21 protein-coding genes are annotated in these 20,395 nt (G+C 67.0%); 15 read left to right on the top strand and 6 right to left on the bottom strand.

What is annotated here, in order from left to right:
- The first annotated feature begins 22 nt into the window (after positions 1–22).
- The gene (locus NU688_RS08890; RefSeq protein ID WP_257860169.1) at positions 23–1,513 is read left to right on the top strand and encodes a HAMP domain-containing sensor histidine kinase; all 1,491 of its coding nucleotides are present in this window, start codon (positions 23–25) and stop codon (positions 1,511–1,513) included.
- A gap of 6 nt (positions 1,514–1,519) precedes the next feature.
- Here the strand turns inward: NU688_RS08890 and NU688_RS08885 are convergent, their stop codons facing one another.
- Positions 1,520–2,008: a YcxB family protein gene (locus tag NU688_RS08885; protein WP_257860168.1), complete on the bottom strand. Its 489-nt coding sequence runs from the start codon at positions 2,006–2,008 to the stop codon at positions 1,520–1,522.
- Positions 2,009–2,100: 92 nt separating this feature from the next.
- On the opposite strand from NU688_RS08885, the gene NU688_RS08880 reads away from it, so the two are divergent.
- Together NU688_RS08880 and NU688_RS08875 are read left to right on the top strand one after the other, a co-directional pair.
- Entirely contained in the window at positions 2,101–3,024 is a 924-nt protein-coding gene (locus NU688_RS08880; protein ID WP_257860167.1) for a crotonase/enoyl-CoA hydratase family protein, read from the top strand.
- A 160-nt stretch (positions 3,025–3,184) separates the two neighbouring features.
- Positions 3,185–4,390, top strand: a complete 1,206-nt coding sequence (locus NU688_RS08875; RefSeq protein WP_308340288.1) for a glycerophosphodiester phosphodiesterase — start codon at positions 3,185–3,187, stop codon at positions 4,388–4,390.
- A gap of 49 nt (positions 4,391–4,439) precedes the next feature.
- Here NU688_RS08875 and NU688_RS08870 read toward each other — a convergent pair whose 3' ends face one another.
- Both NU688_RS08870 and NU688_RS08865 read right to left on the bottom strand, forming a co-directional pair.
- The gene (locus NU688_RS08870; RefSeq protein WP_257860165.1) at positions 4,440–5,951 is read right to left on the bottom strand and encodes an alpha/beta hydrolase; all 1,512 of its coding nucleotides are present in this window, start codon (positions 5,949–5,951) and stop codon (positions 4,440–4,442) included.
- Positions 5,952–6,148: 197 nt separating this feature from the next.
- On the bottom strand, positions 6,149–7,048 hold the full coding sequence (locus NU688_RS08865; RefSeq protein WP_257860164.1) for a transglutaminase family protein: 900 nt from the start codon (positions 7,046–7,048) through the stop codon (positions 6,149–6,151).
- A gap of 110 nt (positions 7,049–7,158) precedes the next feature.
- On the opposite strand from NU688_RS08865, the gene NU688_RS08860 reads away from it, so the two are divergent.
- Positions 7,159–7,500, top strand: coding sequence for an antibiotic biosynthesis monooxygenase (locus NU688_RS08860; protein WP_257860163.1), 342 nt, complete (start codon positions 7,159–7,161; stop codon positions 7,498–7,500).
- Here the strand turns inward: NU688_RS08860 and mnmC are convergent.
- Together mnmC and NU688_RS08850 are read right to left on the bottom strand one after the other, a co-directional pair.
- Complete coding sequence (gene mnmC, locus NU688_RS08855; RefSeq protein WP_257860162.1) at positions 7,497–9,293, bottom strand: FAD-dependent 5-carboxymethylaminomethyl-2-thiouridine(34) oxidoreductase MnmC; 1,797 nt, start codon at positions 9,291–9,293, stop codon at positions 7,497–7,499. The two genes, NU688_RS08860 and mnmC, sit on opposite strands and share 4 nt — an antisense overlap.
- Before the next feature lie 135 nt (positions 9,294–9,428).
- Entirely contained in the window at positions 9,429–9,704 is a 276-nt protein-coding gene (locus NU688_RS08850) for an oxidative damage protection protein (RefSeq protein WP_198087792.1), read from the bottom strand.
- 139 nt (positions 9,705–9,843) lie between these two features.
- Between NU688_RS08850 and NU688_RS08845 the strand changes: the two genes are divergently transcribed.
- From NU688_RS08845 to NU688_RS08795, 11 genes are all read left to right on the top strand, one after another.
- Positions 9,844–10,884: a sulfate ABC transporter substrate-binding protein gene (locus NU688_RS08845; RefSeq protein WP_308340287.1), complete on the top strand. Its 1,041-nt coding sequence runs from the start codon at positions 9,844–9,846 to the stop codon at positions 10,882–10,884.
- Between the two features lie 93 nt (positions 10,885–10,977).
- Positions 10,978–11,562, top strand: coding sequence for an NADPH-dependent FMN reductase (ssuE, locus tag NU688_RS08840; protein ID WP_257860159.1), 585 nt, complete (start codon positions 10,978–10,980; stop codon positions 11,560–11,562).
- Between the two features lie 120 nt (positions 11,563–11,682).
- The gene (locus tag NU688_RS08835; protein WP_257860158.1) at positions 11,683–12,735 is read left to right on the top strand and encodes a sulfonate ABC transporter substrate-binding protein; all 1,053 of its coding nucleotides are present in this window, start codon (positions 11,683–11,685) and stop codon (positions 12,733–12,735) included.
- Between the two features lie 25 nt (positions 12,736–12,760).
- Positions 12,761–13,717: a sulfonate ABC transporter substrate-binding protein gene (locus NU688_RS08830; protein WP_257860157.1), complete on the top strand. Its 957-nt coding sequence runs from the start codon at positions 12,761–12,763 to the stop codon at positions 13,715–13,717.
- Positions 13,717–14,886 carry an FMNH2-dependent alkanesulfonate monooxygenase gene (ssuD, locus tag NU688_RS08825; protein WP_257860156.1) on the top strand — a complete coding sequence of 390 codons (1,170 nt, stop codon included), beginning with the start codon at positions 13,717–13,719 and terminating at the stop codon, positions 14,884–14,886. The genes NU688_RS08830 and ssuD overlap by 1 nt, the downstream gene beginning before the upstream one ends.
- 15 nt (positions 14,887–14,901) lie before the next feature.
- The gene (ssuC, locus tag NU688_RS08820; protein ID WP_257860155.1) at positions 14,902–15,753 is read left to right on the top strand and encodes an aliphatic sulfonate ABC transporter permease SsuC; all 852 of its coding nucleotides are present in this window, start codon (positions 14,902–14,904) and stop codon (positions 15,751–15,753) included.
- 11 nt (positions 15,754–15,764) lie between these two features.
- A complete protein-coding gene (locus NU688_RS08815) occupies positions 15,765–16,730 on the top strand; it encodes an aliphatic sulfonate ABC transporter substrate-binding protein (protein ID WP_257860154.1) in 966 nt (321 codons plus the stop codon).
- Positions 16,731–16,735: 5 nt separating this feature from the next.
- A complete protein-coding gene (locus tag NU688_RS08810; RefSeq protein WP_257860153.1) occupies positions 16,736–17,563 on the top strand; it encodes an ATP-binding cassette domain-containing protein in 828 nt (275 codons plus the stop codon).
- Positions 17,564–17,597: 34 nt separating this feature from the next.
- Entirely contained in the window at positions 17,598–18,884 is a 1,287-nt protein-coding gene (locus tag NU688_RS08805; RefSeq protein ID WP_257860152.1) for an O-acetylhomoserine aminocarboxypropyltransferase/cysteine synthase family protein, read from the top strand.
- Between the two features lie 22 nt (positions 18,885–18,906).
- Positions 18,907–19,503, top strand: coding sequence for a malonic semialdehyde reductase (locus NU688_RS08800; protein ID WP_257860151.1), 597 nt, complete (start codon positions 18,907–18,909; stop codon positions 19,501–19,503).
- A gap of 48 nt (positions 19,504–19,551) precedes the next feature.
- Positions 19,552–19,767 (top strand): molybdopterin-binding protein, encoded by a 216-nt coding sequence (locus tag NU688_RS08795; RefSeq protein ID WP_042579699.1) that lies wholly within the window; start codon positions 19,552–19,554, stop codon positions 19,765–19,767.
- A 59-nt stretch (positions 19,768–19,826) separates the two neighbouring features.
- Here NU688_RS08795 and NU688_RS08790 read toward each other — a convergent pair whose 3' ends face one another.
- Complete coding sequence (locus NU688_RS08790; RefSeq protein WP_257860150.1) at positions 19,827–20,273, bottom strand: hypothetical protein; 447 nt, start codon at positions 20,271–20,273, stop codon at positions 19,827–19,829.
- Between the last annotated feature and the right edge of the window lie 122 nt (positions 20,274–20,395).

Raw genomic sequence — 20,395 nt, 5'->3', positions numbered from 1 at the left:
GCGAAGCGCCAAGGGTGCACCGATGATCGCTTGGGCCACGCTCTCTCGCCGTCTCTCGATGGTGTTCGCGGTGCTGCTGCTGGCCTGCTGCGGCGCTTCGGCGTGGCTGCAGATGCGCTCGAACGGGCTGCACGAGCAGGAGGTGATCCAGCGCCTGTCGGGCGGGCTCGCCGCTCACATCGCGGAGAACGCCGAGCTGATCAAGCCCGGCGGCCTCGATCAGGACAAAGTGAAGGACCTGTTCGACAAGCTGATGGCGGTCAACCCCAGCGTGGAGGTCTACCTGCTCGGGCTCGACGGCCACATCGAGGCGCAGGCCGCGCCACCTGGACACCTGAAGCGCGACAGGGTGGCGGTGGAGCCGATCCGCAAGCTGATCTCCGGCGCACCTCTGCCCATCGTGGGCGACGACCCGCGCAGCCCCGACACCGCCAAGGTGTTCAGCGCCGCGCCGCTGCGCATGGGCGGGCGCGAGGTGGGCTATGTCTACGTGGTGCTGCAAGGCGAGGACCACGATGTGCTCTCGGCCCATCTGGCGGCCGACAACGTGCTGCGCACCACGCTGTGGTCGATGGGGCTGGTGGCGCTGCTCGGGTTGCTCGCGGGGCTGGCGGCGTTCCGGCTCATCACGCGGCCGCTGCGCGAGCTGACGAAGGCGGTCAAGCGCTTCGAGACCGAGGGCATCGCATCGCTGGAAACCGAAACGCCCAGGCTGGAAAGGCTTTCGCACGGCACCGACGAGATCGCGTTGCTGGGCCAGGCCTTCACGCAGATGACGCGCCGCATCGCCGAGCAATGGCGCGAGCTCACGCTGCAGGACCAGCAGCGCCGCGAGCTTTTCGCCAACATCTCGCACGACCTGCGCACGCCGCTGACATCGCTGCACGGTTATCTCGAAACGCTGCTGCTCAAGGCCGGCACGCTCAGCGAGGAAGAGCGGCGGCGCTACCTGGAAATCGCGCTCGGCCAGAGCCGCAAGGTGGGCCGGCTCGCGCAGGAGCTGTTCGAGCTGGCGCGGCTCGAGTACGGCGTGGTCAAGCCCGAGAAGGAGAACTTCGCGCTCGCCGACCTGGTGCAGGACGTGTTCCAGAAGTTCGAGCTCGCTGCCGAGGCAAGGCACCAACAGCTCAAGCCCGACATCGCGCCGGGCCTGCCGGTGGTGTCGGCCGACCTCGGGATGATCGAGCGCGTGCTGACCAACCTGCTGGACAACGCCATCCGCCATACGCCGGCCGGCGGCCAAATCGAGGTTCAGCTTCGCCCCGCGAACGCCGGCGTGGCGGTGCAGGTGAGCGACACCGGCGCCGGCATTCCGGGCGAGCTGCAAAAGGGGCTCTTCGTGCGGCCCGTGTTCATGAGTGGTGCGCGCAGCGACGGCTCGGGCAGCGGCGGGCTGGGGCTGGTGATCGTGCAGCGCATCCTGCAGCTGCACGGCAGCGACATCCGGCTGGTGCCGCAGGCGGGCAAGGGGGCGGTGTTCCGCTTTCAGTTGAGCGGCGCCACCGGCACCTGAAGCGCTTCAGGTTTCGGGACCGACGTGCCGGTTCAAGCGCTCGACAAGTGCGGGCACGTCGAAGCCTTGCGCCGCCACCGACTTGGGCAGCACATGAAAGAGGCGCGGCATCGGGTAGAGCAGCACGAAGCGCTCGTCCTGGCGCCACTTGAGCACGTTCGCCCAGATGATCCGGCTCTCTCCGTGCGGGGCCCAGAGGCGCAGGGCATCGTCCAGCAGCTCGACCGAGAACTCGTCCTGGATCGCCTTGTACTTGCGGTAGTGGCGGCGTGCGCTCATCGGCAGGACCATGTAGCGCATGGCCAGCAGCACCATCGTGCCGCCGACGAGGCCGCCCAGCGCGCCTGACTGCACCTGGCGCGAACCGAAGACCGCGGTCAGCAGCAGCCCGACGGCGATCGCGATCACCACCCATCGCGCGAGACGCGGCAACCGCCCATAGAGCCGCATCGCATCGACGTAGTCGTCTTCGGAGATCCTGAATGTCGCGGTCATCGTGTGGTGCTCCCCCGTGGTTTGCCTGTGCCGGTTGGCCTGGCGGCGATGCTACAAGAGCATGGCGACCCAACCCAAGGAGACACCAGACCATGCCCGCCTTCAAGACCGTCCTGATCGACAAGGACCCGCAGCATCCGCGCATCGCGCGCCTCGTGCTCAATCGCCCCGAAAAGCTCAACGCCATCGGTGAGACCACGCCATCGGAAATCCGCCAGGCGGTCGAGTGGGCCGAGGCCGACGACGAGGTGCACGTCATCGTGGTCGAAGGCGCGGGCCGCGCCTTCTGCGCCGGCTACGACCTCGGCGACTACGCCGAGGGTCACGGCCGCGAAGGCGAAGGCGACCACCCTTGCAGGCAGGAGAAAACCCCCTGGGACCCGATGCTCGACTACGCCGCCATGAAGCGCAACACCGACGACTTCATGGCCCTGTGGCGCTGCCGCAAGCCCACCATCGCGAAGGTGCACGGCTATGCAGTGGCGGGTGGCAGCGACATCGCGCTGTGCTGTGACCTGCTGACCATGGCCGACGACGCACGCATCGGCTACATGCCCACGCGCGTGTGGGGCTGCCCGACCACGGCGATGTGGACCTACCGGCTCGGCGCGATGCGCGCGAAGCAGCTGATGTTCACCGGCGACACCATCGACGGCGCGCAGGCGGCCGAATGGGGCCTCGCGAATTTCTCGGTGCCGGCCGACCAACTCGACGACGCCACGCTGAAGCTCGCGCAACGCATCGCGGGCGTGCCGCGCTCGCACTTGATGATGCACAAGCTGGTCGTCAACCAGGTGTGGCATTCGATGGGGCTGGAGCAGACGCAGATGTTCGCGACCGTGTTCGACGGCATCACGCGCCACAACCCCGAGGGGATGTGGTTTCGCCGGCAAGCGGAGGCCGAGGGGTTCAAGAGTGCGGTGCAGTGGCGCGACAGCGGCCGCAATATTCCCGAGGGCGACGAGGCAAGGGCATTGATCGCCGAACTCGAAGCCAAACTGGCTGCGCGCTCCTGACCTTGCAGCGCGGCTCTGCCATGCCACCTGTCGCGTGACATGGCATTGCCGTCACGGCATCGACATAAATCCTCGCAATGATCCGGCGCTCGCCGCAAACCAACACCAAGACTGGCACGAGCGAATACGGATCGACAGAAGCGAAAACGGGGGATCTCCAATGCAGTCATTTTCTTTCTCCAGGACCACCCTGGCGGCCTGCGCATGCGCGCTTATGAGCGCGTGCGGCGGCGGGGGAGGCGGCCCGTCGTTCTCGCCGCTGGTCCCGGCGCCCGCACCGGCACCGTCACCCGCGCCGGCACCACCGCCCGTGCAGCAGGCGCCTTCCGCGCTCGTCATCGGCCATCGCGGCGAACCGGCCCTGCGGCCCGAGCACACGCTGGCCTCCTACCAGCAGGCCATCGACGACGGCGCCGACTTCATCGAACCCGACCTCGTGCCGACCAAGGACGGCGAGCTGGTCGCCCGCCACGAGAACGCCATCGCCATCGTCGATGCTGGCGGCAACGTGACCGAGGCCACCACCAACGTGGCCGATGTGCCGAAGTTCGCCAGCCGCAAGACCACCAAGACGATCGATGGCCGCCCGGTCACCGGCTGGTTCACCGAGGACTTCACCCTGGCTGAGCTCCGCGAGCTGAGGGCCCGCGAGCGCATTCCGAAGCAGCGCCCCGCCAACGTGTCGTACAACGACCAGTTCCTGGTGCCGACGCTCGACGAAGTCATTGAGCTTGCCAAGGCGCAATCGGTGGCCAAGGGCCGCGTGATCGGCATCTATCCGGAAACCAAGCACCCGACCTACTTCCGCTCCATCGGCCTGCCGCTCGAGAACAAGCTGCTCGACACGCTGCAGAAGCACGGCCTGAACAAGGCCGAGGCGCCGGTGTTCGTGCAGTCCTTCGAGACGGGCAACCTGAAGGACGTGCGCCTGAAGAGCACGGTGAAGATCGTGCAGCTCATCGGCGGATCGGGCGCGCCCTATGACCTGGTGGCCCTGGGCGACAAGCGCACCTATGCCGACCTCGTGACGCCCGCCGGCCTGGCCGAGATCGCGACCTATGCGCAAGGCATCGGCCCGGACAAGTCGCGCGTGATTCCGGTGGCCGACGGCAAGCTCGCCACGCCGACCACGCTGGTGAAGGACGCGCACGACAAGAAGCTGCTGGTCCACATCTACACGATCCGGCCCGAGAACTTCTTCTTGCCGCCCAGCCTGAAGAAGGAGCCGAAGGGCGATCCGACCGTGCAGGGCGACACGGCGGCGGAGATCAAGGCTTTTCTCGATGCGGGCATCGACGGCCTTTTTGCCGACAGTTCCGCGACGGCGGTGCCGGTGGTGAAGGCCTACAGCGCGGCGAAGCGCTGAAGGGAACCGCCAGCACTGGAAGCAAGGCGGTTCCCCACGGGCATCTCCCTCAGCAGGGCGCTGCCAGTGCGGCTGTGGGCCGCGTCGCCTGGCTGGTCGGGGATTCGTCGACTGTGCCGAGCGGCCGCGAGAAGGTACAGCCGTATTTGCTGTCCGCCACCGTCGCGGCCGTCACCACGTCGTCGCCCGCGGGCTTCGGTCCGCCTTGCTGCCACTGGACCATCGCGTCGAAGGCCTCGACCTGCTCCTGCACCGTGAAGTCGCAATGCGTGATCCCGCGGATCGCGCGTTGCACCAGCCATTGGCTGTTGCCCTTGGCGGCCACGCGCTTCTGGTAGATCTGCTCCATGCTGAAGGGCACGTACAGGTCGCCGAGCGTGTGCAGCGACACCACCGGGATCCTGAACTCGCCGTTGTTCTTCGGAACCCAGCGCAGGCCGTCGGTGCGCAGGCGGTTGGCGTCGGGCACTGCCGTGAGCTTGATCACCGAGGCGTTCAGGCTGGCCGAGCCGGGCGCATCGCCCAGGATCGTGTAGGTGAAGCGGTTGGTGTCGAGCGTGTTCTTGTTGAGGATGCCCGTCACGGTGCCGTCGCTGCCGAACACGCCCCACACGGCTGCGAAGGAGCCGCCCCTGGCGAAGCCGATGTCGAACATTGGCCGTTGGCCGCCGGTGAGGTTCATCACCACCGTCATGTACTTGATGCCCGTCGGCGTCGGCACGATGTTGGGCGGCGAGGTCGTGAAGGTCGAAAACAACGTGCCCGTGACCTGCGCCATGATGTCCGCCCAGTTCGGCGTCGGATATTTCGGCAGTCCTGCAAGCGCTTGCGCCGTGACCTGCGCGCCCGCGAAGTAGTCGAACAGTTCGGTATCGCCGAGCACGCCGCACATCGGCACCGCGCCGCTGTACTTCACCTTGTGGTTGGCGGTGGCGAAGGCCTCGTCCTCGATGGCCGCTGCGGTGATGTGACCGCCCATCGAGTGTCCGGTGATGTAGGTCTGCGATGGCGCAGCGAGCTCGCGGCCATTGGCCTTGGCGATCTTGTTGAACTCAAGTGCCAGCGCGTTGGTGTCTTCCACGCCCACGCGCACGTCGTAGAAGTTCTTGCTGTAGCTCGAGGCGGCCCAGGCGTAGCCTTCCTGGATCAGATGGCGGCGGATCGACGGGTTGGTCACCGACAGCACGTTGCCTTCGCCGGCATAGCCGTGCGCGTACATCACGAGCTTGCCGTTCCATGCGGCCGGCACTTCGACGTGGTACTGGGCGCCGCCCAGCATGCCGGCCCAGCGGCTGGTGGTGGCGTTGTCGACCCTGTCGCCGGCGTCTGCCGCGAGGGCGGCGAAGGTGGTGGCGCTCGGGTCTGCAGGCGCGAATGAATTGCGACTGTCCTGCACGCGCGTTTCTTCGGGTGCCGGCGGCGGTGCGGGTGGGGCGGGCGCTGGCGCCGGAGCCGGCGGCAGGGGCGTGAAGGCAAAACCGTTTCCACCGCCACCACCGCCGCAGGATGCGACGGCGAGGCTGGCGGCGAGGGCAAGGAGTGTCAGGCGCGCGGAATGCATGGGATGTCTCTCTCCGTTTTTATGGGTCTTGGTTGGGAAGATCACCGGCGCAGCGAGGCCCGGGCGGCCATGGAGAACGACCGTGCTATTTCGCTGGACCGGCGGCGCAGCGTAGGGGCGCTGCCGGGCGCATCGGCCCGGGGTTTCCCGTAGCTGCTATCTCCTGCGCGACACCCGCGCAGAACCTCTGGGAGAGATCAGCCCTTGCGGCGGGTGACCACCACCGTGGCATCGAGGCCTTCGTACGCCTCGGCGTCCCCATACCAACTGCCCGAGATCGGCGCGGCCTGCGCCGGGTCGCGCGTGACGCCCACGCGGATGAGCTGTCCGCTGCCCATCAGGTTGTTCGTCGGGTCGAACGCGAGCCAGCCGATGCCCGGCAGGTACGCCTGCAACCAGGCGTGCGTGGTGCCGGCGCCGGTCATCGATTCGCCGGGCGCCTGCGCCGCGCGGTCGAGCGCGGCGTCGTAGAGGTAGCCCGATACAAAACGGGTGGCGATGCCCAGGCGCCGCGCGGCTTCCATCATCAGCAGCGCGTAGTCGCGGCAACTGCCACTGCCCAGCGCCAGCGTGGCGAGCGGCGTCTGCGTGCCTTCTTCGTCGCGCGCCTTGTATTCGAGGCTCTGGCCGATGTGCGCGTTCATGCGCGTGAGCACCTCGCGCGTGTTGTTGGGCTTGTCGTTGTGCAGGAACTGGTGGGCCCAGCGGATCAGCGTGCCGCTGGCGTCGTCTTCGTGGTGCGGACGCAGGTAGTGCTCCAGGTCCAGGCGCTCCTGCACCGAGTAGGCGAAGGGCAGGAATTCGGCGGCCGGATCGAGCGCGAGCTGGTCCTGCTGCGCAGGCACATGCTCGATGGTGAAGGAGCACACGATGCGCAGCTCGGTGGCTTCGCCCATGGGCTGCACCAGCGCGACGGAGTTGGAATGCGGGTCCTGGATCAATCGCGTGAAAGCCTGGGGGCTCACCTGCAGGTCGGTGGCGAGCACGCGCAGGTCGTGGCTGTCGCGGGGCCGGAACATCACCCGGTGCAAACCGAAGGTGACCGGCTTGTTGTAGCGGTAGATGGTGGTGTGCGTGATGTCGTACTGGATGGCCATGGGGCATTCTCGTGCGTTCGTGCCGCGCGTAGTGACTTGCGATGGTCCTATGCCGCAGAATCGGCGCCCGCTCGACGTTCGAGCGTCCTATCAAGGGGATTTCGGCAGCCATGTACTCCGCCACCTTCATCTTCGCCAAGAAGCAGTTCGACGACGCGTTCCACCGCCTCGACCAGACCATCGCCGCGGCCGCGAAGTCGCTGCCCGGCTACCTGGGCGAGGAGACCTGGGAGAACACGGGCAACGGGCTGGTGTCGAACGTCTACTACTGGGATTCGCTCGACAGTCTGCAGGCGCTGATCCGGCACCCGGCGCACCAGGAGGCCAAGGCGGCGCAGGCGAACTGGCTGGATGGCTACAAGGTGGTGATCTCCGAAGTGGTGCGCACCTACGGGGACAGCCGGATCGACCACCTGCTGGCGCCTCCACCACCCGGCACGACGCGCTCCTAAAGCCGCTGCGTGCCGAGTGCCTTCGCCAGCGTGGCGGGCAATGGCAGCGGTTCGCCGTGCCATTGCGCGGCCAGCAGTTCGGCGCACAGGGCTGCGAAGCTGAGGCCGCGTGAGCCCAGTGCGGTGCAGGCCCAGAGGCCGCTAGCCTCTTCGTCCAGCGGACCGACCAGCGGCCGCCGATCGCCCGAGGCGCAGCGCACGCCGATCCAGGCGTTGACTTCGCCGCGCTCGAAGGCCGGCCCCAATGCCGCAGCGGCGGTGGGGTGCAGCCGGGCGAGGCGGTCACGGTTCGCGGCGCTGTCGTCGGCGTTCGGGGCGAGGTCGGTGCTGTCGCGGTCGAAGGTGGCGCCGGCGAGCCAGAGCAGGGCGCCTTCGGCATCGGGCACATGGGCGATCAGGTGGCCGTCGCCGTTGAGTGGTGTGGCCGGAAGGGCGCTGTCGTTGGTGCGGCCCCACGCGACCTGACCGCGCACCGGCTGCAGCGGCAGCCCCGGGGCGAAGCGGCCTGACTCGAAGCCTGCGGCGACGACCACGCGGTCTGCTGCGATCAACAGATGGTTTGCCGCGTCGAACAGGTGCCAGCCGTCGGCGTTCCGCGTTACCCGCGCCACGGATGCGTTGCCGCGGAACTCGACACCCGGCTGACGCAGCCAGACCTCGATCAACCGTGACGGGCGCACCCAGCCGGCACGGGCGTGCCAGATGGCAGGCGCATCGGCCGGCAGACCAGCCGCGGTCAGTTGCCCGGCGCTCGCGGGCCACGATTCGTTGGGGCCGCTGTCGCTCCAGCCGGCAGGCACGCGCGTATCGCCTTCGGGTCGCCGTTCCAGCACGCCGCCGGCGCGCCAGTCGCGGCCCTCTTCGAGCAGGCGTTCCAGTTCGAGCCAGGTGGAGCGAATGCCCGCGCGCGTGAGTCGCGAGAGCAGGGCATCGTCGGGCGACACATGGGGCGCCAGCACGCCGACCGGCAGGCCGGAGGCGCCCGAGGCGGGGCGCGAGGCCGCATCGAGCACCGTGACCTGCCATCCGCGCCGCGCGAGGCTCGCGGCCACCGCCGCACCCGCGAGACCGGCGCCGATCACGGCGCAGCGGCCCGGCACTTCGATCCGCGCGGGAGCCGGGCCGCGGCGCCGCACCGTCCAGGCGGGCGCGAACACGCCGCCGAGGCAGTCGCGCTTTGGGAGCAGGCCCTCGCGCCTTTCGAGCTGGAAGCCGTTCTGCGAGAGCGCATCCCGCACTGCGCGCGCGTAAGTCCAGGTGGCAAGACCGGTGCCCTGACGAGCGAATCGCGACACCGCCTTCAACGTATCGGGCGACCACATCGCCGGGTTCTGCTGCGGGCTGAAGCCATCGAGAAAGAGGCTGTCGGCCTCGAAGCGCTGGGCGCGCAGCATGGCCTGAACGTCGCCGATGCACAGCGTGAGCAGCACGCGGCCGTCGTCGAAGGCGAGCCGGTGGAAGCCCGGCAGCAGCCCGTGCCACTGCGCGACCAGTTCCCGGGCCAGCGACGCCAGTTCCGGATACGCCTCGGCAGCCCGCAAGAGATCGTCCGCCCCGACCGGATGCGCCTCGACCGAGACGAAGTGCAGCATCCGCGGCCGATTCGCATCCGAACGCCACGCCTGCCAGGTTGTCAGGAAATTGAGGCCCAGCCCGAAGCCGGTTTCGAGAATCCGCCATTGCGGCTGCCCGGCCCACGCTTGCGGTAGGCCGCAACCGTCCAGGAACACATGGCGAGCTTGCGCCAGCGCCCCGGTTTCGGTGTGATAGATGTCGTCGAAGCGTTCAGTCACAGGCTCACCCCCAGGCTTCGCGCACTTCGTGTCGCTTCGCCCACCCCCTTCGAGGGGGCAACGCCTGCAGCCCGGCAAAGCCGGTTCTGCGGCATTCCCGGAAGGAGACGGGGTCGGTAATCGCCGCAGCGCCCGTCAGCTGGCGGGGGGAGGAACGTAGCCTTGCGCCACGTCGGCGCCTTCGCCGAAGAAGTGCTTTTCCATCTGCCGCGCCAGGTACTGGCGGGCGCGCAGATCGGCCAGATTCAGCCGGTTTTCGTTGACCAGCATGGTCTGTTGCTTGAGCCAGGCGGCCCAGGCTTCCTTGCTGACGTTTTCCCACAGGCGCTTGCCCAGATCGCCGGGATAGGGCGGGAAGTCGAGCCCTTCGGCCTCTTTGCCGAGCTTGATGCACTGAACCATGCGTGCCATTTTTTTGCCTCTTGGGTGGGGTAAGCGTTTCGCTTAGTTGATTTCGCTATTTAGAACTGAAAACTTGGTCGTTCCAGTTTCTATATGTCGTATTGAGAATACGCAGCTTCATTGATATGCCTTTTTAGAGCAAGACACCATGAGCCTTCGCCGCGACTTTATCAAGCTTTCCCTGGGTGCCGGCGTGGCCGGTGCCATGGCCCTCTCGGCGTTGCCGACGTTTGCGCAGGGCGGCGCAGCCCCGGTGACGCTGCTGAACGTGTCGTACGACCCGACGCGCGAGCTCTACGTGGACTACAACCAGGCCTTCGCCAAGTACTGGAAGGCCAAGACCGGCCAGGACGTGACGGTCAAGCAATCGCACGGCGGCTCGGGCAAGCAGGCCCGCTCGATCATTGACGGCATCGACGCCGACGTGGCCACGCTGGCACTCGGCGGCGACGTCGATGCGCTCGTCACACACGGCGGCCTGGTCAAGGCCGACTGGCAGAAGCGCCTGCCGCACAACTCCGCCCCCTACACCTCGACCATCGTGTTCCTGGTGAAGAAGGGCAACCCCAAGGGCCTGAAGGACTGGGATGACCTCACCAAGCCCGGCGTGCAGGTGATCACCCCCAACCCCAAGACCTCGGGCGGCGCCCGCTGGAACTACCTGGCCGCATGGGAATTCGCCAAGCGTAAGTACGGCAGCGACGCCAAGGCCAAGGAGTACATCGGCAACCTGTTCAAGAACGTGCCCGTGCTCGACACCGGCGCGCGCGGCTCGACCATCACCTTCGTGCAGCGCGGCGTGGGCGACGTGCTGCTGGCCTGGGAAAACGAAGCCTTCCTGGCGCTGAAGGAATTCGGCCCCGAGAAGTTCGAGATCGTGGTTCCGTCGATCTCCATCCTGGCCGAGCCCAGCGTGGCGGTCGTCGACAAGGTCGTCGACAAGAAGGGCACGCGCGCCGTGGCCGAGGAATACCTGAAGTACCTGTATTCCGACGAGGGCCAGGACATCGCGGGCCGCAACTTCTACCGCCCGACCTCGGACAAGGCCAAGGCCAAGTACGACAAGCAGTTCCCCAAGCTGACGCTGGTGACCATCGACCAGGCTTTCGGCGGCTGGGCGAAGGCCGACAAGGAGCACTTCGCTGACGGTGCGTCTTTCGACCAGATCTACACAACCAAGCAGAAGTAATCCGCGCTGCCAAGCCGGTCCTCAAGGCGCTCGTTCCGCGAGCGCCGTGACCCGGCACGCCTCGACCTCTCCGAAGAAAACCGAAAGCCTCCCGTGTCCGTTCTCCTGATTGCCGGCAGCCCCTCGGCCCCGTCCCGTTCCACCGCCTTGCTCGAGGCCGTGGGCGAGCGGTTGGCCAAACGCCATGCCCGCATCGAGCGGCTCGCGATCCGCGACCTGCCGGCGCAGGCGCTGCTGCTGGCCGAGTGGGACCATCCGGCCATTGAGCGCGCCATCGCCCAGGTGGCGGCGGCCCGCGTGATCGTGGTGGCCACGCCCGTCTACAAGGCGGCCTACAGCGGCGTGCTGAAGGTTTTTCTGGACCTGCTCGCGCAGAACGCCCTCAAGGGCAAGACCGTGCTGCCGCTGGCCACCGGCGGCAGCCCCCATCACATGCTCGCGCTGGACTACGCGCTGCGGCCCGTGCTGCAGTCGCTGGCGGCGCGCCACATCCTGCCGGGCGTCTACGCGAGCGATTCGCAGATCGTGCTGACGCCCGAGAACGCCTACCAAGTGCACAACGAACTGGCCGAGCGACTCAACGAAGCTGTCGAGGTGCTTGCGACCGAAGGCCTCAAGCTGCCTGCAACGCACGGATTCGAGCCCGTGCCGTTTTCTCGCGTGCGATGTAGCGTCTGACGACCGGGCTCGCCATCGAGCCCGTGCTCAAGCAGACCCATCCCCGTCCCCCGTTTCGAAGCCGCCTGTGTGCGGCAAGGGGACAGCTTTGCCCAAAGTTTTGCACCAAGGAATCCCCGCATGAACCCCGTTGCCACCGAAGACTCCGCGCTCGACACACCGCCGCGCTCGATCTGGCATGCCCTGCGCGACCTCGCGATCAGCACGATCGTGGTCGCCGCCGTCGCGCTGATCGTGAGCTTCATTGCCGCCGCATCGGCCCATGCCCAAGGCAAGGGTGAGCTGCGCATCGGCTACCAGAAGTCCGCCAGCCTCTTCGTGCTGCAGAAGGCCCAAGGCTCGCTCGAGAAGAAGCTCGCGCCGCTCGGCTTCGGCGTCAAGTGGGTCGAGTTTCCGGCCGGCCCTCAACTGCTCGAAGGGCTGAACGTTGGCGCGGTCGATGTGGGCTATGTCGGCGAGGCGCCGCCCATCTTCGCGCAGGCAGCTGGTGCGAAGTTCGTCTACTTCGGCTACGACCCGGCGGCACCGCGCGCCGAGGCGATCCTGGTCACCAAGGATTCGCCCATCAAATCCGTCGCCGACCTGAAGGGCAAGAAGGTCGCGCTCAACAAGGGCAGCAACGTGCACTACCTGCTCGTGAAGCAGCTCGAGAAGAACGGCCTGAAGCTCTCCGACATCCAGCCCGTGTACCTCGCACCGGCCGACGGCCGCGCCGCTTTCGAGAGCAAGAACGTCGACGCCTGGGTGATCTGGGACCCGTTCCAGGCCGCCGCCGAGAAAGCCACCGGCGCGCGCGTGCTGGCCGACGGCACCGGGGGCACGGGTGGCACCGGCGGCACCACCGACGTGGTCAACAACTACCAGTACTACCTGGGCGAGCGCGGCTTCGTGAAGAACAACCCCAAGGTGATCGACGCGCTCTTCGCCGATTCGGTGGAGCAGGGCATCTGGCTCAAGAAGAACCTGCGCCAGGCGGCCGAGCTGATCGCGCCACTGCAGGGGCTGCCGGTCGATGTGGTCGAGCTGGCATTGCGCCGCTACGAGTTCAACGTGAAGCCGATCACGCCGGCTGTCGCAGCCGACCAGCAAAAGATCGCCGACACCTTCTTCGCGCTGAAGCTCATTCCCAAGCCCATCAAGGTCAGCGACGCCGTCGTCGCCGCCCAGCCCTGAACCTGATTTTTTCGAGCATCACGCCATGACCCGTATTTCCATTCCCCGACGACGATTGATCCAGGGAGCAGCAGCCGCCATCGCGCTGCCTTCGTTCGCCGCACTGGCACAGGCGCCCGCGCGCCAGTTCCGCATCGGCAACCAGAAGGGCACGCTCAACATCCTGAAGGGCCGGGGCACGCTCGAGAAGCGGCTTGCACCGCTGGGCGTCACGGTCAAGTGGACCGAGTTCACGGCCGGCCCGGTGCAGCTCGAAGCGCTCAACGTCGGTTCGATCGATTTCGGCGATGTTGGCGAAGCGCCGCCCATCTTCGCGCAGGCCGCCGGTGCGCCGCTGGCCTACGTGGCGGCCACGCAGCATCGCCCGCAGACCGAGGCGGTGCTGGTGCCCAAGGGCTCCGCCATCAAGACCGTGGCCGATCTGAAGGGCAAGAAGATCGCGCTCAACAAGGGCTCGAATGTCCACTACTTCATCGTCAAGCTGGCCGAGAAGCACGGCCTCTCGTACGCCGACCTGAACCTGGTCTACCTGCCGCCGGCCGATGCGCGCGCCGCGTTCGAAAAAGGCTCGGTCGATGCGTGGGTGATCTGGGACCCGTTCCTTGCCGCCGCCCAGAAGTCGATCGACGCGCGCATCCTGGCCGACGCCACGGGTGTGGTGGGCAACCGCGCCTACTACTTCTCGTCGCTCGACTACGTGGCGAAGAACGCCGACGTGCTGGCCATTGCGGTCGAAGAGATCAACAAGGTCGAAGCCTGGGGCTCCGCGAACAAGGGCGAACTCGCTGCCGAACTGGCCGCTTTGTGGGGCCTGCCCAAGCCGGTGGCCGATGTCACTACGGCCCGGACGCCCTACGGCATCACCCCGATCACCAGGGCCATCCTGGCCGAGCAGCAAAAGATCGCCGACACCTTCTTCGATCTCAAGCTGATCCCGAAAAAGATCAACGTGCTCGAAGCCGCCGGCGCGGGAGTCGCGTGATGCAGATCTTCTGGTTCCTCCCCACGCACGGCGACAGCCGCTACCTCGGCACCAGCGAGGGCGCACGCCCCGTCGACCTGGCCTATCTGCAGCAGATCGCGGGTGCGGTCGACAACCTCGGCTACGAAGGCGTGCTGATTCCCACCGGCCGTTCATGCGAAGACCCGTGGGTGATCGCCTCCAGCCTGATCGGCTCGACCAAGAATCTCAAATTCCTGGTCGCCGTGCGGCCGGGGCTGCACCAGCCCAGCCTGGCCGCGCGCATGGCTGCGACCTTCGACCGGCTCTCGGGCGGACGGCTGCTCGTGAACCTCGTGACTGGTGGCGACCAGGCCGAGCTCGAAGGCGATGGCGTGTACCTGGATCACGCATCGCGCTACGAGCAGTCGGCCGAGTTCATCCGCATCTGGCGAGAGATCCTCACGCGCAGCCACGACGGGCAGGGCTACGACTTCGAAGGCAAGCACCTGAGCGTGAAGGGCGCCAAGCTGCTGTACCCGCCGGTGCAGACGCCGTATCCGCCGGTGTGGTTCGGTGGCTCCTCAGCTGCTGCACACGACCTGGCCGCCGAGCAGGTCGATGCGTACCTGACGTGGGGCGAGCCGCCCGCCGAAGTCTCGAAAAAGATCGCCGACGTGCGCGCCCGCGCCGAGCGGCAAGGCCGCCGCGTCGAGTTCGGCATTCGCCTGCACGTGATCGTGCGCGAGACCGAAGACGCCGCATGGAAGGCCGCCGAGGAACTCATCAGCCGCGTGGACGACGAGACCGTCATCCGCGCCCAGGCCGCCTTCGCGCGGATGGACTCCGAAGGCCAGCGCCGCATGGCCGCGCTGCATGCCGGCGGTGCGAAGCGCTCGCGCGCCGAGCTGGAGATTTCGCCGAACCTCTGGGCCGGCGTGGGCCTCGTGCGCGGCGGTGCCGGCACGGCCCTCGTCGGTGACGCGAAGACCGTCGCGGCGCGCATCGAGGAGTACGCGGCGCTCGGTCTCGACAAATTCATTCTCTCGGGCTACCCGCACTTGGAAGAGGCCTACCGCTTCGCCGAGCTGGTGTTCCCGCTGCTCTCGCGCAAGGCGCAGGCGCGATTGGCTGGTGGCTCGCTGAGCGGTCCGTTCGGCGAAGTCGTCGCCAACCTCGACGCACCTTCGCGCCTCGTCTCGCAAAGCTGAACCCAAAGGAATTCCATGACTGAACAAGTACAGGAGCTTCCGGTGGCTTCAACCGATTCCAACGCAAGTTCCGGCAACGCGTTCAAGGCCTTCGGCCTCGGCGTCGCGAGCCGGCTCATCCCCTGGCTCGTACCGGTGGGGCTCATCGCGTTCTGGCAGATCGCCTCGTCGCTCGGCTGGTTGTCCACGCGCGTGCTGCCGGCACCGGTCGATGTGATCAAGGCCGCGTGGTCGCTCACCGTGTCCGGCGAACTCTGGACGCATGTGAAGGTCAGCGCGGGCCGCGCCCTCGCGGGCCTGGCCATCGGCGGTGGCGCCGGGCTGGCGCTGGGCCTGCTCACGGGCTCGGTGAAGTTCGCCGAGACGCTGCTCGACTCGACCATCCAGATGGTGCGCAACATCCCCGCGCTCGCGCTGATTCCGCTGGTGATCCTGTGGTTCGGCATCGACGAATCGGCCAAGCTGTTCCTGATCTCGGTGTCGGTGTTCTTTCCGATCTACCTCAACACCTTTCACGGCATCCGCAACGTCGATCCGCAACTCATCGAGATGGGCCGCACCTACGGCCTCACGCGCTGGCAGCTGTACCGCGAGGTGATCCTGCCGGGCGCGCTGTCGTCGATTCTCGTGGGGCTGCGTTTCTCGCTGGGCCTCATGTGGGTGATCCTCATCGTGGCCGAGACCATCTCGGCGCAGGCCGGCATCGGCTACCTCACGATGAACGCCCGCGAGTTCCTGCAGACCGACATCGTGCTCGTGGGCATCCTGCTGTATGCGCTGCTCGGCAAGCTGGCCGATCTGTTCGCGCGCGGCCTGGAGCAATGGTGGCTGCGCTGGCACCCGGGCTACCAGAAGAAGCCGAAGTGAGGGCAGGGCAGATGAACCAATCCGTTTCCCGCCGCACAGTCATCGCCACGCTGGGTGCGCTCGGCGCCGGTGCCTTGTGGGCACAGGGCGTTGCGCCGCGACCCGTCACCGTGCGCTTCGGCTATCAGAAGTCGTCGACGCTGACCGCGCTGCTCAAGGCCCAGGGCACGCTCGAAAAGCAACTCGCGCCGCTCAACGCCACGCTGAGCTGGCACGAGTTCACCAGCGGCCTGCCGCTGCTCGAGGCGCTGAACCTCGACAACCTCGACATCAGCGCCGACGTGGCCGACACGGTGCCCGTGTTCGCGCAGGCGGCCGGCGCAGAGCTGACCTTCATCGCGCAAGAGGCGCCTTCGCCCGCCGCGCAGGCGATCGTCGTGCGCGAAGACTCGCCGCTCAAGACCGTGGCCGACCTGAAGGGCAAGAAGATCGGCTTCGCGAAAGCGGCCGGTGCGCACTACCTGCTGATCGCCGCGCTGGAGAAGGCCGGCCTCTCGTTCAAGGACATCGAGCCCGCCTACCTCACGCCGGCCGACGGCCGCGCCGCTTTCGAGAAGGGCGCGATCGACGCTTGGGTGGTGTGGGACCCGTTCCTCGCCGCCGCGCAGCGCCAGTCGAAGGTGCGCATCCTGGCCGACGGCGCGGGCATCGCCTCGTACCAGCGCTACTACCTCGCGAGCACCAAGTTCGCGAAGGCGCGGCCCGACGTGCTGCGTGTCATCTATGCCGAACTCGAGAAGACCGGCAAGTGGGTCAAGCAAAACCCGAAGGAGGCCGCCGCGCTGCTGTCGCCCGTGTGGGGCCTCGACGTCGCCACCATCGAACAAGCCAACAGCCGCCGCAGCTACGCGGTGCGCCCGGTCGTGGCCGATGGCCTGACCGAACAGCAGCGCATCGCCGATGCGTTCTTCGGCGAAAAGCTGCTGCCTAAAAAACTCAATGCGCTCGACGTCGCGCTGTTCAAACCCGGAGCCTGAAGCCCATGAGTGCCGTTCTGAAAGACATCCAACCCCAGGCCATCGCTGGCGGCGTGCGCCTCGAAGCGCGCGGCCTGCACAAGCGCTACGGCACGCGCGACGTGCTGCGCAACACCAAGCTCACCATCGAGCCCGGGCAGTTCATCGCCATCGTGGGGCGCAGCGGTTGCGGCAAGAGCACGCTGCTGCGGCTGATCGCGGGGCTCGAAGAAGCGACCTCCGGCGGCCTGTACACCGACGGCAAGGCCGTGAACGGCCTGCACGACGACACCCGCATCCTGTTCCAGGAGGCGCGCCTCCTGCCCTGGCGCCGCGTGCTCGATAACGTGACGCTGGGCTTGTCGAACGACGCCAAGCCGCGCGGCAAGGAAGTGCTCGCGCAGGTGGGCCTGGCCGATCGCGAGAACGAATGGCCGGCGCGCCTGTCGGGCGGACAGCGCCAGCGCGTGTCGCTGGCACGCGCACTGGTGCACCACCCGCGCCTCTTGTTGCTCGATGAGCCGTTGGGCGCGCTCGACGCGCTCACCCGCATCGAGATGCACCGGCTCATCGAGAACCTCTGGCAGCGCCACCGCTTCACCGCCTTGCTGGTGACGCACGACGTGCAGGAAGCCGTGGCCCTGGCGGACCGCGTGATCCTGATCGAAGACGGCCGCATCGCGCTGGACGAAAACATCGCCCTGGCCCGCCCTCGCTCGCAGGGCGACCCGGCCTTCGCGGCCATCGAAAAACGCATCCTCGACAGGGTGCTGCAAAAGCCCGAAGAGGTGGACAGCAGCGCCGACGCCAACTGGCTTGGAACACCCGCGCACGCACTGCGCTGGGCGATCTGAGCCTTCCTTCCTCTTTCCCCGAAAGGCAGTCCTTATGTCGCAGAACTGGAAATTCGAAACCCTGTCGGTGCATGCCGGCTACTCGCCCGACCCGACCACGCGCGCCGTCGCGCCGCCGATCTACCAGACGGTGGCTTACGCCTTCGACAGCGCGCAGCACGGCGCGGACCTGTTCGACCTGAAGGTGCCGGGCAACATCTACACCCGCATCAACAACCCGACGCAGGACGTGCTGGAGCAGCGCGTGGCCGCGCTCGAAGGCGGCATCGCGGCGCTCGCGCTGGCGTCGGGCCAGGCGGCCGTGACCTACGCGATCCAGACCATCGCGGAAGCCGGCGACAACATCGTGAGCAGCACCGCGCTCTACGGCGGCACCTACAACCTCTTCGCGCACACGCTGCCGCAGTTCGGCATCACCACGCGCTTTGCGGACCACCGCGATCCGGCGAGCTTCGAGAAGCTCTTCGACGACAAGACCAAGGCGGTGTTCGTCGAGTCGCTGGGCAACCCGGCGGGCAACGTGACCGACATCGCGGCCATCGCCGAGATCGCGCACCGCCACGGTGTGCCGCTGATCGTGGACAACACCGTGCCTTCGCCGTACCTGAGCCGTCCCATCGAGCATGGCGCCGACATCGTGGTGCATTCGCTCACCAAGTACCTGGGCGGCCACGGCACCAGCATCGGCGGTGCCATCGTCGACTCGGGCAAGTTTCCGTGGGCCGAGCACAAGCAGCGCTTCAGGCGCCTGAACGAGCCCGACGTGAGCTACCACGGCGTGGTCTACACCGAGGCGCTGGGCCCGGCCGCCTACATCGGCCGCGCGCGCGTGGTGCCGCTGCGGAACACCGGTGCGGCCATCTCGCCGTTCAACGCGTTCCTGATCCTGCAGGGCATCGAGACGCTGGCGCTGCGCATGGATCGCATCGGCAGCAACGCGCTCGCGGTGGCGCAGCACCTGAAGCGCAACAAGGCTGTGAAGTGGGTCAACTACGCGGCGCTCGAAGACCACCCCGACTACCTGCTCGCGAAGAAGTACCTCGGCGGCAAGGCGAGCGGCGTGCTGACCTTCGGCATCGGCAGCGGCCGTGAAGGCGGCGCGAAGTTCCTCGATGCACTGAAGCTCTTCACGCGCCTGGTGAACATCGGCGATGTGCGCTCGCTGGCCACGCACCCGGCCTCGACCACGCACCGGCAGCTTTCGCCCGAAGAGCTCGCCAGGGCTGGCGTGACCGAGGACACGGTGCGCCTGTCGGTCGGCATCGAGCACATCGACGACCTGATCGCGGACCTCGACGTGGCGCTCGCCGCAGCATCCTGACCGCTTTGAGAAACGGAAAACCATGACAACACTCAATGCCATCCCCGAAGCGGCGCTCGACCAGCTGTTCCGCAAGGCGCGCACCGTGCACGCCTTCAAGCCGGTGCCCGTGACCTACGAGCTGATCCACAAGCTCTACGACCTCGTGAAGTGGGGCCCGACCGCCTACAACGCGCAGCCCGCGCGCTATGTGTTCGTGCGCAGCGAAGAGGCCAAGGCGAAGCTCAAGCCCGCGGTCTCGTCCGGCAACACGGCGCAGACGCTGGCTGCCGGCGTGACGGTGATCGTCGCGCACGACACGCGCTTCTACGAGCACCTGCCCACGCAGTTCCCGGCCTACGACGCCAAGCCCTTCTTCGAGAAGAGCGCCGAGGCCGCGCAGGCCACGGCATTTCGCAACAGCAGCCTGCAGGGCGCCTACCTGATCCTGGCGGCACGCTCGCTTGGTCTGGACGTGGGGCCGCAATCGGGCTTCAACGCGGAACTGGTCGACAAGGCCTTCTTCCCCGACGGCCGCTATCGCGCCAACTTTCTCGTGAACCTCGGCGTGGCCGATCACGCCGGCACCTTCGAGCGCGGGCCCCGGCTCGCGTTCGACGACGTGGCGGAGATCGTCTGATCTCCCCATCCTCATTGCTTCATTCTTCAACCTGAAAGAGAAACCATCATGTCCATCCAAGCCATCAACGTGCGCAACCAGTTCAAGGGCAAGGTCCGCGAAATCATCCGTGGCGACGTCGTCTCCGAAGTCGATGTCGAAACCGCCTGGGGCATCGTGACCTCGGTCATCACCACGCGCTCGATCGACGAGCTGCAGCTCAAGGTCGGCTCCGACGTGGTCGCGCTCGTGAAGTCGACCGAGGTTTCGATCGCGAAGCTCTGACGGACCCTCGGGCAATTGCGAACAACCCGGCGTCTTCAACGACGCCGGGTTTTTTTACGTCACTGCAGCCTGGGCAGGAACGAGGTTTCCATGTGATAGCGCTTGGGGTTGTTCCGATCGATATAGACCGGGATCCATTCCTGCACATAGTCCGTCGGATCGAACCAGAGGTTGGCGCTGCGAAACACGTGCAGGCGGTTGTTCGCGGTGTCGTGCCATCTGGCGACGATGCGGTAGGGGTGCTCCCCATTCACCTCGAGGCTGCTGTTGAGCTCGACCTCCTGGAACTCGGCTTCGACCAGCTGGCCGTTCTGGCGCAGGTCCGCTTCCTTCTGCGCGCTCCAGCGGCCGAAGGCGATGATGCCGCCGCCGACGCCCGCGAAGATCACGCCCATGATGGTGAGAGCCGGCTTGGCCTCGCGGTCCACGAAGATGGCGCCGACCAGGAGCGCCAGCCCGATAGCCAGGAAGAGCCACTTGATGAGGGTGATGACCTTGTGATTCATGGCGCCACTGTGCCCATGTTTCGCACAGGTCGATATAGCCAACATGGCTTAGTCGAATGGAGCATGAGGAACTGCGAACAGCTTCCTTCCGGCCCGCGCACCCGCCTCGCAGAATCTTCTGG

It is taken from the genome of Variovorax sp. ZS18.2.2 (genome assembly GCF_024701975.1).
GTDB lineage: Bacteria > Pseudomonadota > Gammaproteobacteria > Burkholderiales > Burkholderiaceae_C > Variovorax.
Note: the sequence above shows the minus strand (reverse complement) of the source record. Positions and strands in the feature narration are given on the sequence as shown.

Coding starts and splice junctions, on each gene's coding strand:
- NU688_RS08890 (WP_257860169.1), top strand. CDS start 23: ATGATCGCTTGGGCCACGCTCTCTCGCCGTCTCTCGATGGTGTTCGCG.
- NU688_RS08885 (WP_257860168.1), bottom strand. CDS start 2,008: ATGACCGCGACATTCAGGATCTCCGAAGACGACTACGTCGATGCGATG.
- NU688_RS08880 (WP_257860167.1), top strand. CDS start 2,101: ATGCCCGCCTTCAAGACCGTCCTGATCGACAAGGACCCGCAGCATCCG.
- NU688_RS08875 (WP_308340288.1), top strand. CDS start 3,185: ATGCAGTCATTTTCTTTCTCCAGGACCACCCTGGCGGCCTGCGCATGC.
- NU688_RS08870 (WP_257860165.1), bottom strand. CDS start 5,951: ATGCATTCCGCGCGCCTGACACTCCTTGCCCTCGCCGCCAGCCTCGCC.
- NU688_RS08865 (WP_257860164.1), bottom strand. CDS start 7,048: ATGGCCATCCAGTACGACATCACGCACACCACCATCTACCGCTACAAC.
- NU688_RS08860 (WP_257860163.1), top strand. CDS start 7,159: ATGTACTCCGCCACCTTCATCTTCGCCAAGAAGCAGTTCGACGACGCG.
- NU688_RS08850 (WP_198087792.1), bottom strand. CDS start 9,704: ATGGCACGCATGGTTCAGTGCATCAAGCTCGGCAAAGAGGCCGAAGGG.
- NU688_RS08845 (WP_308340287.1), top strand. CDS start 9,844: ATGAGCCTTCGCCGCGACTTTATCAAGCTTTCCCTGGGTGCCGGCGTG.
- NU688_RS08835 (WP_257860158.1), top strand. CDS start 11,683: ATGAACCCCGTTGCCACCGAAGACTCCGCGCTCGACACACCGCCGCGC.
- NU688_RS08830 (WP_257860157.1), top strand. CDS start 12,761: ATGACCCGTATTTCCATTCCCCGACGACGATTGATCCAGGGAGCAGCA.
- ssuD (WP_257860156.1), top strand. CDS start 13,717: ATGCAGATCTTCTGGTTCCTCCCCACGCACGGCGACAGCCGCTACCTC.
- ssuC (WP_257860155.1), top strand. CDS start 14,902: ATGACTGAACAAGTACAGGAGCTTCCGGTGGCTTCAACCGATTCCAAC.
- NU688_RS08815 (WP_257860154.1), top strand. CDS start 15,765: ATGAACCAATCCGTTTCCCGCCGCACAGTCATCGCCACGCTGGGTGCG.
- NU688_RS08810 (WP_257860153.1), top strand. CDS start 16,736: ATGAGTGCCGTTCTGAAAGACATCCAACCCCAGGCCATCGCTGGCGGC.
- NU688_RS08805 (WP_257860152.1), top strand. CDS start 17,598: ATGTCGCAGAACTGGAAATTCGAAACCCTGTCGGTGCATGCCGGCTAC.
- NU688_RS08800 (WP_257860151.1), top strand. CDS start 18,907: ATGACAACACTCAATGCCATCCCCGAAGCGGCGCTCGACCAGCTGTTC.
- NU688_RS08795 (WP_042579699.1), top strand. CDS start 19,552: ATGTCCATCCAAGCCATCAACGTGCGCAACCAGTTCAAGGGCAAGGTC.
- NU688_RS08790 (WP_257860150.1), bottom strand. CDS start 20,273: ATGAATCACAAGGTCATCACCCTCATCAAGTGGCTCTTCCTGGCTATC.